Source organism: Cellulomonas oligotrophica, from assembly GCF_013409875.1.
Classification (GTDB): Bacteria; Actinomycetota; Actinomycetes; order Actinomycetales; family Cellulomonadaceae; genus Cellulomonas; species Cellulomonas oligotrophica.
In genome coordinates this window covers 2,700,801-2,715,874 of record NZ_JACCBK010000001.1, presented here as the reverse complement: position 1 = coordinate 2,715,874, position 15,074 = coordinate 2,700,801, and the positions used below count along the sequence as shown (strand labels likewise).

Annotated in this window: 13 protein-coding genes; 12 read left to right on the top strand and 1 reads right to left on the bottom strand. The window is 77.0% G+C overall.

What is annotated here, in order from left to right:
* Positions 1 to 80 precede the first annotated feature (80 nt).
* Complete coding sequence (locus BKA21_RS19990; protein ID WP_140459396.1) at positions 81 to 1,370, top strand: sensor histidine kinase; 1,290 nt, start codon at positions 81 to 83, stop codon at positions 1,368 to 1,370.
* Positions 1,367 to 2,035, top strand: a complete 669-nt coding sequence (locus tag BKA21_RS12325; RefSeq protein ID WP_140459395.1) for a response regulator — start codon at positions 1,367 to 1,369, stop codon at positions 2,033 to 2,035. Before BKA21_RS19990 ends, BKA21_RS12325 begins: the two co-directional genes overlap by 4 nt.
* A 79-nt stretch (positions 2,036 to 2,114) precedes the next feature.
* Here BKA21_RS12325 and BKA21_RS12320 read toward each other — a convergent pair whose 3' ends face one another.
* Positions 2,115 to 2,972, bottom strand: coding sequence for an NmrA family NAD(P)-binding protein (locus tag BKA21_RS12320; RefSeq protein WP_140459394.1), 858 nt, complete (start codon positions 2,970 to 2,972; stop codon positions 2,115 to 2,117).
* Between the two features lie 246 nt (positions 2,973 to 3,218).
* Between BKA21_RS12320 and BKA21_RS12315 the strand changes: the two genes are divergently transcribed.
* The 10 genes from BKA21_RS12315 to BKA21_RS12270 all read left to right on the top strand — a co-directional run bounded on the left by BKA21_RS12315 (position 3,219) and on the right by BKA21_RS12270 (position 15,063).
* Entirely contained in the window at positions 3,219 to 3,587 is a 369-nt protein-coding gene (locus BKA21_RS12315; protein WP_140459679.1) for a winged helix-turn-helix transcriptional regulator, read from the top strand.
* Between the two features lie 76 nt (positions 3,588 to 3,663).
* Positions 3,664 to 4,695, top strand: coding sequence for a TIGR03885 family FMN-dependent LLM class oxidoreductase (locus BKA21_RS12310; RefSeq protein WP_140459393.1), 1,032 nt, complete (start codon positions 3,664 to 3,666; stop codon positions 4,693 to 4,695).
* Positions 4,692 to 6,386: an alpha-amylase family protein gene (locus tag BKA21_RS12305; RefSeq protein WP_140459392.1), complete on the top strand. Its 1,695-nt coding sequence runs from the start codon at positions 4,692 to 4,694 to the stop codon at positions 6,384 to 6,386. Before BKA21_RS12310 ends, BKA21_RS12305 begins: the two co-directional genes overlap by 4 nt.
* A gap of 93 nt (positions 6,387 to 6,479) precedes the next feature.
* On the top strand, positions 6,480 to 7,067 hold the full coding sequence (locus tag BKA21_RS19985) for a response regulator transcription factor (protein ID WP_179625369.1): 588 nt from the start codon (positions 6,480 to 6,482) through the stop codon (positions 7,065 to 7,067).
* Between the two features lie 123 nt (positions 7,068 to 7,190).
* On the top strand, positions 7,191 to 7,883 hold the full coding sequence (locus tag BKA21_RS12295; RefSeq protein WP_179625368.1) for a hypothetical protein: 693 nt from the start codon (positions 7,191 to 7,193) through the stop codon (positions 7,881 to 7,883).
* Complete coding sequence (locus BKA21_RS20190) at positions 7,880 to 9,001, top strand: hypothetical protein (protein ID WP_140459390.1); 1,122 nt, start codon at positions 7,880 to 7,882, stop codon at positions 8,999 to 9,001. The genes BKA21_RS12295 and BKA21_RS20190 overlap by 4 nt, the downstream gene beginning before the upstream one ends.
* A complete protein-coding gene (locus BKA21_RS19980) occupies positions 8,998 to 11,490 on the top strand; it encodes a lanthionine synthetase LanC family protein (RefSeq protein ID WP_170209031.1) in 2,493 nt (830 codons plus the stop codon). Before BKA21_RS20190 ends, BKA21_RS19980 begins: the two co-directional genes overlap by 4 nt.
* A 23-nt stretch (positions 11,491 to 11,513) precedes the next feature.
* Positions 11,514 to 11,750: a hypothetical protein gene (locus tag BKA21_RS12280; RefSeq protein WP_140459388.1), complete on the top strand. Its 237-nt coding sequence runs from the start codon at positions 11,514 to 11,516 to the stop codon at positions 11,748 to 11,750.
* A 119-nt stretch (positions 11,751 to 11,869) separates the two neighbouring features.
* On the top strand, positions 11,870 to 12,856 hold the full coding sequence (locus BKA21_RS19595) for an FKBP-type peptidyl-prolyl cis-trans isomerase (RefSeq protein WP_140459387.1): 987 nt from the start codon (positions 11,870 to 11,872) through the stop codon (positions 12,854 to 12,856).
* A gap of 149 nt (positions 12,857 to 13,005) precedes the next feature.
* Positions 13,006 to 15,063, top strand: coding sequence for an elongation factor G (locus tag BKA21_RS12270; protein WP_140459386.1), 2,058 nt, complete (start codon positions 13,006 to 13,008; stop codon positions 15,061 to 15,063).
* Positions 15,064 to 15,074 lie beyond the last annotated feature (11 nt).

The following is a 15,074-nucleotide window of genomic DNA, read 5'->3' as shown; positions in this document are numbered from 1 at the left end:
CGCGGACCGGTCCGTCCCGACGAGGACGCCTCCTCCTTCCGGAGGAGAGCACCCGGCCACGGGTCTGCTGTCATGGAGCCGTGCTCGTCGCCCAGGGTCGCCGCGCCGCGCTCGCCGTGAGCCGGTGGTGGGCGGCGCGCGCCTCGGGCGCCACCGACCGTGCGGACGCGCTGGGGCTGCTCGCGCTCGGGCTGGCGCTGCTCGCGCTGGACGTCGGCGGCGTCGGCCCGACGAGCCCCGTGCTCGACGTGCCGGCACCCCGGGCGTGGCAGGGGGCGCTGCTGCTCGTGGCGACGCTGCTGCTGGCGTCGAAGCGGCGGCGGCCCGTCGGCGTGCTCGTCGCGGTCGTCGTGCTCAGCGTGGTCGACGCCCTGCTCGGCGGCGGGCTCGGGATGTACCTCGTGCTGTTCGACGCGCTGTTCGCGGTCGCCGTGCACGCGTCGGTCCGCGCGCGGCGGTGCACGCAGGGCGTGGTCGGCGCCGGGGTGCTGGCCGGGGCCGTCGCCGCCGTCGTCGCGGGCCTGGCCGCACGGGACGTCGTCCAGGTCGTCCTCGTGCTGGTCGCGATGTTCCTCACGCCGTTCTGGTGGGGCGGGGACGTGCGGCGCACCGAGGAGCTGGCCCGGTCGGAGGCGCGCCGCGCCGACCTGGAGCGCGAGCGGGCGGACCTGGCGCGTGCGCACGCCGACGACGCCGCCCGGATCGCGGCGCTCGACCGCGCGACGGCCGTGCAGGACGAGCGGGCGAGCATGGCGCGCGACCTGCACGACGCCGTCGCGGGCCACCTGGCTGCGGTGGCCATCCACGCGGAGGCCGCGCTGGCCCGCCCCGCGGACGCGGCGCGGGACCGGACGGCGCTCCGGGCCGTCCGCGCCGGCGCCCTCGACGCCCTCACCGAGATGCGCGCCATGATCCTCGTGCTGCGCGCCGGAGCGGGGGCGGACGACCTGCCCGCCCCGCCCGGCCTCGACCAGGTCGCGTCGCTCGACGTCGACCTCGCGGGCGCCGGTCTGCCCGCCGTCTCGGCCGCCGTCGGCCAGACCGCCTACCGCATCGCCCAGGAGGCCGTCACGAACGCGCACAAGCACGGGTCCGGACGCCCGGTCCTGACCGCCCGGACGTCCGGCGGCTCGTTGCACCTCGAGGTCCGCAACCCCGTCCCCGCGCCGGTCGGCGCGCGCCGCGACCTGCCGCGCGACCTGCCGTCGTCCTCGTCCGGCCTGGCGTCGATGCGCGAGCGGGCGGCGGTGCTGGGCGGCGGCGTCACCGCGGGCGCCGAGGGGGGCGCCTGGGTGGTGCGGGCGCGGCTCCCGCTGGACCCGGCCCCCGCCCCCGCCCCCGGGCCCGCAGCCGGCGAGGTGCCGTCGTGACCGCGCCGGTCCGGGTGCTGCTCGCGGACGACCACGGCGCCGTCCGCGCCGGGCTGCGGCTCATGCTGGAGCAGTCGGGCGTCCTGGAGGTGGTCGGCGAGGCCGGCGACGGGGACGTCGCGGTCCGTCAGGCGCGCGCCCTGCGGCCGGACGTCGTGCTCATGGACGTGCGGATGCCGGGCACCGACGGCGTCGCCGCCACCGCCACGATCGTCGCGGAGGGGCTGGCCGAGGTCGTCGCGCTGACGACGTTCGACCTCGACGAGTACGTCGTCGGCATGGTGCGCGCGGGGGCCGCGGGGTTCCTGCTGAAGTCCGTCGGTGCGGCCGAGCTCGTGGACGCGGTCCGTCGTGTCGCCGCCGGCGAGGGGGTGCTGGCCCCCGAGGTCACGCGCCGCCTGCTCGACGCCGTCGCGGGACGCGGCGGCCTCGTCCCCGCCGCGCAGGCGGCCGTGACCGAGGAGGACCCTCGCCTGGCACCCCTCACCGCCCGGGAGAGGGACGTGCTCGCCGGGCTCGGCGAGGGCCTGTCCAACGCCGGCCTGGCCGAGCGGCTCGGCGTCTCGGCGACGACCGTGAAGTCGCACGTCAGCCACGTGCTGGCCAAGCTGGGCGTGCGGTCCCGGCTCCAGGCCGGCGTGCTCGCGCGCGACCTGCTGCCCTGAGCGGGGACCGTCCGCCGGACCCGGGGTGGCGCCGCCTGTCGCGGGCGTGCCGGTCCGGGTCCGGCGGCGGGAGCGACCCTCAGGCGAGGATCGCTCGGACCGCGTCGACGAGGGGGGTCGTCGGGCGGCCGATCAGGGTGCGCAGGGTGTCGGTGGCGTCGGCGAGGTCGCCGCGGGCGATGTCGGCGTCGAGCGTGGTGACGAAGCCGGTCGTGCCCTCGTCGAGGCCGACGGAGCGCAGGATCTGCGTGTGCTCCTCGGTGCTCACCGCACGGTAGGTCACGGGCCGGCCGAGGACCTCGGCCGCGGCGGCGGCGAGCTCGTGGTGGGTCCACGCGACGTCGCCGGACAGCTCGTAGGCCTGGCCGGCGTGGCCGGTGCCCGTGAGGACGGCGACGGCTCCGGCGGCGTAGTCGGCGCGCGTGGCGGAGGCGACGCGGCCCTCGCCCACCGAGGCGACGATCTCGCCGGTGGCGGCGGCCTGCTGGAGCGCCTGGGCGTAGTTCTCGGTGTACCAGTTGTTGCGGAGCACCGTCACGGGCAGGCCGGACGCGGCGAGCAGCTCTTCGGTGGCCTTGTGCTCGGGCGCGAGCACGAGGTCGGAGGTGTCGGCGTGGGCGGCGCTGGTGTAGACGAGGTGCTGGACACCCGCGGCGACGGCGGCGTCGACGACGACGCGGTGCTGGGCGACGCGCTGGCCGACCTCGCTGCTGGAGACGAGGAGCACCTTCTCGGCGCCCGCGAGCGCGGCGGCGACCGTGGCGGGGTCGGTGTAGTCGAGCGTGACGACGCGCACGCCGCGGGCGGCGAGGTCGGCGAGGCGGTCGGTGGAGCGGCCTCCGGCGACGACCTGGTCGGGGGCGACGCCTGCGTCGAGCAGGCCCTCGACGACGAGGCGGCCGAGGTGGCCGGTGGCTCCGGTGACGACGATCGACATGGGGTGCTCCTCGGTGGTTCTCCCGGTGCGGACCACCCGCACCGTCAAGGGCAAGAACGCGGGGGGCGGCGTAGGCTTTCCCGATCGACGGTGCCCACTTCGTGGTTGGGTACGCACCTGGAGGTGAGCATGCAGGTCACAGCGATCCTGGCGGATGCTGATGAGACGTCGGTCACATCAGGTCGACCGGTGGACCGGGGCGCGGCCCCGCACACGTCCGCACCCGGGGGCGCCGCGCTGCAGCAGATGCTGGCCACCCACCACCTGCCCGCGGCGTGCCCGAGCCGTGTGGTGCTCGACCACGTGACCAGCCGGTGGGGCGTGCTCGTGATCGTGGCGCTCTCGCACGGCGGGATGCGCTGGGGCGAGCTGCGGCGGACCGTCGAGGGCGTCAGCGAGAAGATGCTCGCCCAGACGCTGCGGACCCTGGAGGCGGACGGGTTCGTGGACCGCACGGTCGCCGCGACCGTGCCGCCGCGCGTGGACTACGCGCTCACCCCGCTCGGCCACGACCTGGCCGCGCACCTGCTGCCGCTCATGGGCTGGATCGTCGACCACGCCGACGCGATCGTCGCCGGCCGCGCCACCGGCACCCGCCCGGGCACCGCTCCCTGACGCTGGGCCCTGACGGCGCTCCCTGACGCTGCTCTCGACGGGCGGGACGGGCGTCCAGCGGGTAGGAAAGTGCGGCATGGTGCGCGTCGGTCTTCACTCCTCCCACGAGCAGGTCCACCCCTCGGCCCTGCTCTCCGCCGTCCAGCTCGCCGAGCAGCGTGGCTTCGACGCCGCGATGTGCTCGGACCACTGGGCCCCCTGGTCGGCCACGCAGGGGCACTCCGGGTTCGCCTGGACGTGGCTCGGTGCCGCGATGGCGACGACGTCGCTGCCGTTCGGCGTCGTCAACGCCCCCGGGCAGCGGTACCACCCGGCGATCATCGCCCAGGCGGCGGCGACGCTGGCGGCGATGCACCCGGGGCGGTTCTGGGTCGCGCTCGGCTCGGGCGAGAACATGAACGAGCACATCACCGGCGACGGGTGGCCCGCCAAGCACGTGCGCGACGCCCGGCTGGTGGAGTGCGTCGAGATCATCCGGGCGCTGCTCGCGGGCGAGGAGGTCACGTACGAGGGACTCGTGCGAGTGGACCGCGCCAAGCTGTGGACGCTGCCGGACGTCGCGCCGCTGCTGATCGGCCCGGCGGTCACCGCGACGACCGCGGCCGCGCACGCCCGCTGGGCGGACGGCCTGGTCACGGTCAACCAGGACCCGGCCGCGCTGCGCGCCGTGGTCGACGCCTACCGCGACGCGGGCGGGCGGGGCGAGATCGCGCTGCAGGTGCACGTGGCGTACGCGCCGGACCCCGACGAGGCGTTCCGGATCGCGCGCGAGCAGTGGGCCGGCAACGCCGTGGGCCCGCCGGTGGCCTGGGACCTGGACACCCCGGAGGCGTTCGACCAGATCGCCCCGAAGGTCTCCGAGGACGTGATCCGCTCGTCGGTGCTCGTCGACCACGAGCCGGCGCGCCTGGCCGAACGCGTCGCGGCGCTGGTCGAGATCGGGTTCGACGCCGTCTACCTGCACCAGGTCGTCACCGACGTCGTGCCGTCGCACGAGAAGCACCCCGACGCGGCGCCGACGAGCACGCCGCGCTCGGCGTCGCTCGAGGCGTTCGTCGACGTCGCCGCGGAGCACCTGCTGCCCGTGCTGCGGGAGGTGCGCGCGTGAGGATCCGCGACACCGGCGACCTGTGGTGGAAGAACGCGGTCGTGTACTGCCTGGACGTCGAGACGTACATGGACTGGGACGACGACGGGGTCGGCGACCTGCCGGGCCTCGTGCAGCGCATCGACCACCTCGCCGAGCTCGGCGTGACGTGCCTGTGGCTGATGCCGTTCTACCCGACGGCCGACAAGGACGACGGGTACGACATCACCGACTACTACGGCGTCGACCCGCGCCTGGGCGACGCCGGCGACCTCGTCGAGCTGATCCGCACCGCGAAGGACCGCGGGATCCGGGTCATCGCGGACCTCGTCGTCAACCACACGTCCGACAAGCACCCGTGGTTCCGCTCGGCCCGCCGCTCGAAGGACTCCCCGTACCGCGACTGGTACGTGTGGCGGGAGGACCCGCCGCCGGACACGAAGGACGAGGTCGTCTTCCCCGACAAGGAGGACGGCATCTGGACGTACGACGAGCAGGCGGGCGCCTGGTACCGGCACCGGTTCTACCGGCACCAGCCGGACCTGAACACGGCCAACCCGAAGGTCCGGGACGCGGTCGTGAAGATGGTCGGCTACTGGGCGGAGCTGGGGCTGTCGGGGTTCCGGGTCGACGCCGTGCCGTTCTTCCTCGCCGACGTCGCCGACGACCCCGACGACGAGGTCGAGCACCCGCACGAGTTCCTGCAGGACCTGCGGGCGTTCCTGTCCCGCCGGGTCGGGGACTCGATCCTCATGGGCGAGGTCAACCTGCCCTATGACGAGCAGCGGCTGTTCTTCGGCGACCACGACCACGACGGCGACCACGAGGGCGAGGAGCTGAACCTGCAGTTCGACTTCGTCCTCATGCAGCAGATGTACCTGGCGCTGGCGCGCCAGGACGCCGGGCCGGTCGCCGCGACGCTGGCCGCGCGGCCGCCGATCCCCCGTGACGCGCAGTGGGCGACGTTCGTGCGCAACCACGACGAGCTCACGCTCGACAAGCTCACCGACGACGAGCGCGCCGAGGTGTTCGCCGCGTTCGGGCCCGACGAGGACCACCAGCTGTACGGGCGGGGCCTGCGCCGCCGGCTGCCGCCGATGCTCGACGGCGACCCGCGGCGGGTGCGGATGGTCTACTCCCTGCTCTTCGCGCTGCCCGGCACCCCGGTGCTGTTCTACGGCGAGGAGATCGGCATGGGCGAGAACCTCGCCGCCGAGGGTCGCCTCGCGGTGCGCACGCCCATGCAGTGGACCGCGGGCAAGAACGGCGGGTTCTCCGCCGCGGCGCCGTCCCGGCTGTCCGGGCCCGTCGTCGAGGGCGCGTACGGCCCCGCGCACGTCAACGTGTCCGACCAGCGGCGCGACCCCGCGTCGCTGCTGTCGTTCGTGCAGCTGCTGGCCCGCCGGTACCGGGAGTGCCCCGAGCTGGGGTGGACCGAGCGCGCCGAGATCCTCGACCAGCCGCACGCGTCCGTGCTCGCGCACCGCTCGACCTGGCAGGACGCGTCGACGGTCCTGCTGCACAACCTGGGCCCGGAGTCGGTGACCGTGCCGCTGCACCTGCCCGACACCGACGAGCGGTGCCGCCTGGTGGACCTGCTCCAGGACGACGAGCACCACCCCGACGCCCGCGGCCGCCTCGACGTCGAGCTCGACGGGTACGGGTACCGCTGGCTGCGGGTCGTGCACCCGGACTCCCGCCGGCTGCTCTGACCCACCCGGTATCTCCTCGGCAGGTGGGCGCTCCTCCTGCCGAGGGGACTCCGCGGGGCACCCGCGGGCACCACGGGGGGACGGAGGTCGGGCATGGACGCCGCAGACGTCCTGGTCGTCGACGACGCGACGCTCGCACGCAGCTGCCTCGTCGAGGTCGTGCGCGGCTCGCCGTGCGTGGGCGCGGTGCGCGCGTGCGCACCCCGCCCCGACCCGCTCGCCGCCGGGCTGCCCGACCTGCTCGTGCTGCGCCCGGCCGCCGACCCGCTGGCGGCGCGGCGGCTGCTCGCCCTGTGGGTGCGGGCGCCGCTCGTCCTGCTCGTCGACGACGCCTCCGCCCGCCCGTCCGACGGGCCGTGGGTGCGCGTGCTCGGCCCCGACGCCGACGCCGACGCGCTGCGCTCCGCCGTGTGCGCCACGCTCGGGCACCGCAGCGCGCCCGCCCTGGCACCGACGCACCTGACGCCCCGCGAGCGCGAGGTCATGCGCCTGCTCGGCGACGGTCTGACGAACCGGGAGATCGCCCGCCTGCTCGTGCTGGAGGAGCGGACGGTGAAGAACCACGTGCACAACCTGCTGCGCAAGCTCGGGGTGCGGCACCGTGGCGAGGCCGCCGCACTCCTCGACGGTGCCGCCGTGCCGCCCGTCGCGCACCTGCACGCGGTCGCGCACCACCGCTGAGCCGGTCCTTTTCTGGTCCTTTTCCGGGCCCGGCCTGGACCTGACGGTCCGGGTGGCGGCGTCCCTAGCGTCGGGACGGGCAGGCCCGCACCGGTGCGGGCCGCAGGAGAGAGCGAGGACGCCATGACGTTCCGGTACAAGGACCTGCTGGTCACCGTGCTGCCCCCGGGGCTGCGGGCGGCCGACTGCACGAACGACTCGGTGTGCGGGGGTGCGTGCAGCAACCAGCACTCGGACTGTCCCGGCGGGTGCAGCAACGCCGCGAGCGACTTCCACACCACGGGCTGCAACGACTGGCGGATCAACCCCGCGGACTTCCGCGAGCTGCAGGTGCTGCTGCGGCACGCGAGCGAGCAGGTCGACCTCGTGCAGGCCGCCGGGCGCGACCCGTCGGCCGGGCTGCCGCAGGACGCCAAGGAGCGTGAGCTGCTGGCCGCGCAGGTCGAGGAGTCCGTCGCGGTGCTGCAGGAGGTCGGCGAGACGGACCGCGTGGAGGGGTTCGCCGGGGCGTTCCGGGTGCGCGACCTGCTGGTGTCGGTGCTGCCGGGCGCGGCCGCCGGCTGCGACGCCGGTGTGAGCTCGTGCCCGGGCGGGTGCAGCAACGCGTCGTCGAAGTTCCGCCTGGACCCCGCCGAGCAGGTCGTGCTGCCGCCGATCGAGCAGGTGCACGCGCTGCTGCAGTACGCGCTGGCGCGCACCGAGGCGGCGATGGCGGAGCGGTCGGCGGCGCTGACGTCCCGCGAGCAGGCCGAGGGCCTGACCGGGCGCCTCAAGGGCCTGGCCGAGGACCTGCGCACGGCCCCCACGGCGCCGTGAGCGACGCGGCGACCGCCGACGTGCGGACCACGGGCCGGTACGACGTGGTCCGCACGCCCGACCTGGCCCCGCACGAGCGCGCCGCCGTGGCACCGCTCGCGGCGGACCCGGCGGTCGCCGCGTTCCTGCGCCCGCGCGCCCCCGGCGCCACGTGGAAGGCCGTCGACGCGACCGTGCTGGCCGTGCTGGAGCGGCCGACGGCACCGGCGCCCGCGGACGTCGTCGACCGGCTCGTCGTCGACGGCGTCCTCGAGCGCAGGCGCGACGGGGGCTGGACCAGCGGCCCCGGGGCGGACGGCTCGCCGCTGCCCCCCGGCGACGCGCACGAGGCCGTGCGGCACGCGGCCCGGCTGCTCGCCGCGGGCGTCGACGACGTCGACGTGCTGGCCCGCCGCCTCTACGTGCACGGGACCCTGCCCGCGACGGCTCGGTGGCGCGCGGCACCCGCCGACGCCGACGCCACCACGCACCGCCTGCTGCTGGGCCGCCCGCAGGTGCGGGCCGTGCTGGACGGCTGGCGGCACGGGTCCGACGCGCACTGGGTGCGGTGGTGGCACCCGGGCACCGACCCGCGCCGGCCCGTCCAGGACAAGGCGTACGTGTGCGTGCCGCCCGAGCACCTGCCCGACGCGTTCGCCGCCACGGTCGGCGTGCTCGCCGCGCACGTGCCGCCGGGCGACGCCGCCGCCGTGAAGGTCGGCACCGGGCCGCGCGGCGCCCTGCGGCCCGACCGGCTGGTCGTGCACGGGCTGCGACCGGCCGCCGTCGACGCCCTCACGCGCGCGGTGGACGACGCGTGCGGCGACGTCGACCCGACGCCGCTGCCGTTCACCGGCCGCCCGGGCAGCCGGGTGCGCACGGGCACCGACCCCGCCGAGCCGCCGCTGGCGTGGCTGTCGCCGAGCTGGCGCTCGCACGTGTGCCGGCTGGTCGCGCGCGCGCTGCTCGACGCCGGGGACGCGGACGACCCGACCGCCGTCGTCGCCGCCCGGCTCCGCGCGGACGGCGTGGACCCCGTCCGGTGGGAGCCCGTCGCGCGGGGGCCCGTGCTGCCGGGGACCGCACGGCCCGGGACGGCGCTGACCGCGCCCCGGGCGCAGGCGGGGGTGACCCCGTGACGGCCACGGCGCCGGGCCCGGTGCTGCCGGGGCAGGTGCTGCTCGGTCCGCTGCGGGTCGACGACGACGCCGTGGTCGTCGCGCTCGACACCCTCGACGACGACGCCCGGCGCGACCTGGGTGCCCGTCCCGGCGAGGTCGCCGTGGGGCACCTGCGCTCGCGGGACGGGTCGACGGTGCTCGACGCCGACGCCGCGGCGGTGCTCGCGGACTTCCGGACCCCCCGCACGGTCGTGGACGTGACGCTGCGGCACGCCGCGCGCACCGGGCGGGCCGCGCAGGACGTGCTGGCGGACGTCGCGGCGCTGGCCGCACGCCTGGTGGGCCGCGGCGTGCTCGTCCCGCCCGGGCACGTCGGCGTCGTCCCGCCGGCACCCGGGGACGTGGTCGGGCCGTGGACGGTGCGCACCGCGGTGCAGGCCACGGTCGACGGCTGGGTCGCACGCGCCACCGGCAGCCCGCCGGCCGACGGTCCGGGAGGCGCGGGGTCGGGGTCGGGCGGTGCGGGGCCGGGCGGTGCGGACGTCGCCCTCAAGGTCGCGACCACGGCCGACGCCGCCCGCGTGCTCGTCCGCGAGCACGCCCTGCTGGACGGGCTGGTGCGTGCCGGCTGCACCGCGGTCGCCGGGCCGCCCGTCTCGGGGGACGACGCGGGGCGTCGGTGGCTCGCGGTGCCGTGGGTGCCGGGGCGCACCCTCGACCTGGCCGCGGCGGACGCCCGGGCCGGCGGTCCGGCCGCCGTGCGGGCGCTGGTGGTCGCCGTGGCGCAGGCGTTCGCCGCGCTGCACGCGGCGGGTGCCGTGCACGGCGACGTGCACCCGCGCAACGTGCTCGTCCACGAGGGCCGCGTCGTGCTCGTCGACCTCGGCAACGCCCGCTCCGGCGCCGACGTGCCCCGGGGGCGGGGCGGCGTCGCCGCCTACCACGAGCCCGAGCTGGCAGCGGCGCTGCTGGCCGGCGAGGAGCCGCCGCCGCCGACCGTCGCGGGCGAGGTCTTCGCGCTCGGCGCGCTGCTGCGCGAGGTCGCCACAGGGCGCCCGTGGGTGCGCACGGGCGACGAGCGACGCGCCCTGCTCGCCGCCGTCGCGGACCCCGTGCCGTCGTCGTTCGAGGCCGACGGCGCCCCCGCCTGGCCGGGGCTCGACCGGGTGCTGCGGCGGGCGCTGGCCCGGTCGCCGCGGGACCGGTGGCCCGACGCGGCGACGCTCGCGCGGGCGCTGGCCGACGCCCCGGCCCCCCCGGCCTCCCGCACCGCACGGTCGGGGCGCCCCACCCCGGACGCGGACGGCCGCGACGTCGTCAGCTCGCCGGCCGCCGACCTCGCCCGCGCGGCCCGACGCCGCTACGTGCCCGACGGGCCCGCGTGGCGCGGACCGCTCGGGCCCCCGCGGGCCACCGTCGCGTTCGGCTCCGCCGGGGTCGCGCTGCACTGGTGGCGCCTCGCGCAGCACGACGCCGACCGGGGCAGCACCGCGGACGCGGCCGCCGGGGTCGCGCACGCCGACGCCTGGGCGCAGCGCGCGGTCGCCGAGCTCGCCGACCCGCAGGGCGTCAGCGCCCCGGCGCTCGACCTCGACGCCGCCCGCGTCGGCCCGCGCTCGACGCTGCACGCGGCACCGGGCGTCCACCTCGTGGCCGGGCTGGTCGCCACCGCCGCGGGCGACGTCACGTCCGGCGACGCGCACCTGGCCGCCGCCCTCGACCTGTGGGAGACCACCGCGGACGGCCCGCTCGACGGCGACGCCGCGCTCGGCCACCCCGCCGTCCTGACCGGGCTCGCGCTGCTCGTCGAGCACCGCGCTCCCGTGGGCCCCGCCGACCCGGGCACGTCGGAGGTCGTCCCTGCCGTGGCCCGCGCCCGCGCCCTCGGCGACGACCTCGCGGCACGGCTCGCCGACGGGCTGCGGGCGCCAGCGCCGTCAGGTGCGTTCCTCGGCCTGGCGCACGGCCGCGCCGGGCAGGTGCACGCCGTGCTGCGCTGGGCGCAGGCGGTGCGTGGTGCGGTCCCCGACCCCGCCCGCGACGAGCTCGACCGGCTGCGCGCCGCGGCGCACGCCCGCACCCCGGGGCAGCTGGTCTGGCCCCGCCTCCTCGGCGGCGACCCCGCGCAGGCGTGGCCGGGCTGGTGCCACGGCGGAGCGGGCCACGCGCTCCTGTGGGCGCTCGCGCACCGGCTGAGCGACGACCCGGCCGACCTCGCCGTCGCCGCGGCCGCCGCGACCGGGGCCGTCGCGGCGGCGGGGCAGGCGTCCGCGACGCTGTGCTGCGGCGCCGCGGGCATCGGCTACGCGTGCCTCGACCTGCACCGCGCCACGGGCGAGCGCCGGTGGCGGACCGCCGCGCAGACCCTCGCGGACGTCGCCGCGACCCGCGCGCACGCCCCCGGCACCGTGCCCGGCAGCCTCATGAAGGGCGACCTCGGCGCCGCCCTCCTGGCCGCGGACGTGCGCTCGGCCGCACCGTCGGGCTTCCCGCTGCTCAGCACGTGACCCGCGCCCGGTACCGTGCGGGAGTGCCGATCCGCCTGCTCCGCGCCCTCGCCGCGCTCGTGCTCGTCGCCGGGCTCGTGGTCATCGCCACCACGTTCGCCCTCGGCTACATCGCCGGCGTCGCCGCGGACGAGGACGTCGTCGCCGGTCCGTGGTGGATGGCCGCGCTCGCGGGCGCGTCCGGGCTGCTCACCGGGGCGCTGCTCGTCACCGTCGGCGCCGTCCAGCTGGGGGTGCTGAGCACGGCTCGACGCACCTGAGCACGGCGGGCCGAAAGGTTTCAGGGCCGGAACGCTCGACACGCGCCCAGGTTCGTCGCGTAGCGTGCGCAGGTCCGCCGCCCCTGACCGGGCGGGACCTGAGATCGACGGAGGACCCCGTGCGCCGCACGACCACCGCCCGTACGACCGCGCGTCGCGTCGCCGCCGCCGCGCTCGCCCTCACCGTGGGCGTGACGCTCGCGGCGTGCGGCGGCAGCAGCGGCGAGGCCGAGCCGACCGCGTCGGCCACCGCCACCGACGACGCCTCCGTCTCCCAGGACGCGGAGCCCACGGCCGAGGACATCGCGCTCCTCGACGCCGTCGAGATCACCGGCGACGCGGGCGCCAAGCCCACCGTCGAGCTCCCCGAGACGCCCTTCGAGGTCACCGCGCCCGTGGCGCGCCTGGTCGTCGAGGGCGACGGCGACGCCGTCGAGATCGGCGACCTGCTCTCCATGCAGACCACCGGCATCTCCGGCGCCGACGGCTCCGACCTCGGCTCCACCTACGACGGCGGCACGCCGGAGTCGGTCGAGCTGACCGAGGCCACGCTGTTCGCGACGCTCTTCGAGGCCCTCCAGGGCGCGAAGATCGGCGCCCGCGTGGTGTTCGCCGTCCCGCAGGACGGTGGCGCGGTCGTCGCCGTGGCCGATCTCGTCGGTGCCACGAAGGTCCTCGAGCGCGCCGAGGGCGAGGCCGTGGCCCCCGCCGACGGCCTGCCGACCGTGACGCTCGCGGACGACGGTGCCCCGTCGATCGAGGCCGCCGACGGCGACGCCCCCACCGAGCTCGTCGTGCAGCCCCTCATCGAGGGTGACGGCGCGACGGTCGAGGAGGGCCAGAACGTCATCGTGAAGTACACCGGCTGGCTGTGGGACGGTACGCAGTTCGACTCCTCGTGGGAGAGCGGCTCGACCTTCACGGTGACCGGCGTGGGCGCCGCCCAGGTCATCGACGGCTGGAACGAGGGCCTCGTCGGGCAGAAGGTCGGCAGCCAGGTGCTGCTCGTCGTGCCGCCGGACAAGGGCTACGGCGACCAGGAGAGCGAGACGATCCCCGCGAACTCCACGCTCGTGTTCGTCGTCGACGTGCTCGCCGCCAGCTGACGGCAGGACCACCACGCGGGCCGGGCTCCTCACGGGGCCCGGCCCGCGGCGCGTCCGGGTGAGAATCGCGCCACGGGACCCTCGTCCTGCCGTCCGGGCCCCCGCCGCCCTACGCTGGCGGGACCATCGGCTCCAGCGTGGGAGTAGGCATGGACCAGGCAACGACGCCCAGGATCCGCACCGTGGCGCTGCTGGGCGCCTCGGGCGCCGGCAAGACGACACTGACCGAGGCGCTGCTGCACCGCGCCGGCGTGCTCACCCGGGCCGGTCGCGTCGAGGACGGCAGCACGGTCAGCGACCACGAGCCCGAGGAGATCGCGCGCGGCGTGTCCCTCGGCCTCGGCGTCGCCCCGTTCGGCTGGACCGCCGACGACGGGTCGACGTACGACGTGACGCTGCTCGACACCCCCGGCGCGCTGGACTTCGCCGGCGTGGTCGACGCCGCGCTGACCGCCGCCGACCTGGCGCTCGTCGTGGTCAGCGCCGTCGACGGCGTGCAGGCCGGCACGCACCTGGCGTGGGAGGCCGCGGGCGCCGCGGGCGTGCCGCGCATGGTGGTCGTCACCAAGGAGGACAAGGCCCGCGCCGACTTCCACCACGCGCTGGAGGACCTGCGGGCCGCGTTCGGGCAGGCGCTGGTGCCGCTCGAGCTGCCCGTGGGCGAGGAGCAGGCGTTCGGCGGTGTCGCGGACGTGCTCAGCGAGCAGGGGTTCGCCTACGACGCGGACGGCACGCACCACGTGCAGGACCTGCCCGCGGACGTCGCCGCGGAGGAGCACCGCCTGCACGAGGAGGTCACCGAGGAGATCGTCGCGCACGACGACGACCAGCTCGAGCGGTACCTGGCGGGCGACGAGCCGACGGCGGCCGAGCTGGAGCGCACGCTCGCGCACGAGGTCCGTGACGGGCAGGCCGTGCCCGTGCTCGTCGTCTCCGGGGTGACGGGCGTGGGCGTCGACCGGCTGGCCGACCTGCTGTGCGAGCTGGGCCCGGGGCCCGGCGACCGGCGCGTGAGCGTCCTGGCCGGCACCACCGAGGTCGAGGTGGGCGTCGACCCGGACGGCCCGGCGCTCGTGCACGTGTTCCGCACGGTCGCGGACCCGTTCGTCGGGCAGGTGACGCTGTTCCGCGTGCTGTCCGGCACCGTGCGTCCGGGCGACCGGCTGGTGTGCACGAGCACGCACGTCGAGGAGCGGGTCTCGGGGCTGTTCCGGCTGCGCGGCAAGGAGCACCTGCCGGTCGACGCGGCGCGGGCGGGCGAGGTCGCGGCGGTCGCCAAGCTCACCGGCACGCCGACCGGGGCGCTGCTCGCGGCCAAGGGCTCCCCCGGCGTGGCGTGCACGGCCCGGCCACCGCGCGAGCGGCAGCGCGTGTACGCGCTCGCGCTGGAGCCCGTCACGCAGTCCGACGACGACCGGCTCTCCGCGGCGCTGGCCCGCCTCGTCGGCGACGACCCCACCCTCGCGGTCGACCGCACCGGCGACCGGACGGTCCTGCGCGGCCTGGGCGACACGCACCTGACCGTCGCGCTGGAGCGGCTGGCGCGCGTGTTCGGCGTGCACGTGACGACGGCGCCCGTGCCCGTGGGCTACCGCGAGACGATCGCGCGGACCGTCGAGGTCGAGGGGCGGCTGAAGAAGCAGTCCGGCGGGCACGGGCAGTTCGCGGTCGTGAAGATGCGGGTCTCGCCGCTGCCGCGCGGCGCGGGCCTGGAGTTCGTCGACCGCGTCGTGGGCGGGGCGATCCCGCGCACCTACCTGCCCGCGGTGGAGCGCGGCGTGCACGAGGCCATGGCCGCCGGCGGCCCGCACGGGTTCCCGGTGGTCGACGTGCGCGTCGAGGTCGTCGACGGCAAGGCCCACTCGGTCGACTCGTCCGACATGGCGTTCCGCACGGCGGCGTCGATCGGCATGAAGGAGGCGCTGGCGACGGCGGGCACGACCGTGCTCGAGCCCGTGTGCCGGGTGCACGTCACCGTGCCGTCGACCGTGCAGGGCGACGTCATGAGCGACCTGTCGGCACGGCGCGGACGCATCACCGACACCGTCGCGCAGGACGGCGGCTCCGTGGTCGTCGAGGCCACCGTCCCGGAGGCCGAGCTGGCCCGGTACGTGCTGGACCTGCGCTCCCTGACCGGCGGCCGCGCGGACCTGCGCGTCGAGCCGGACCACTACGAGCCCTGCCCGGAGCACTTGACCCCCGCGTGACCTCCCCGCGC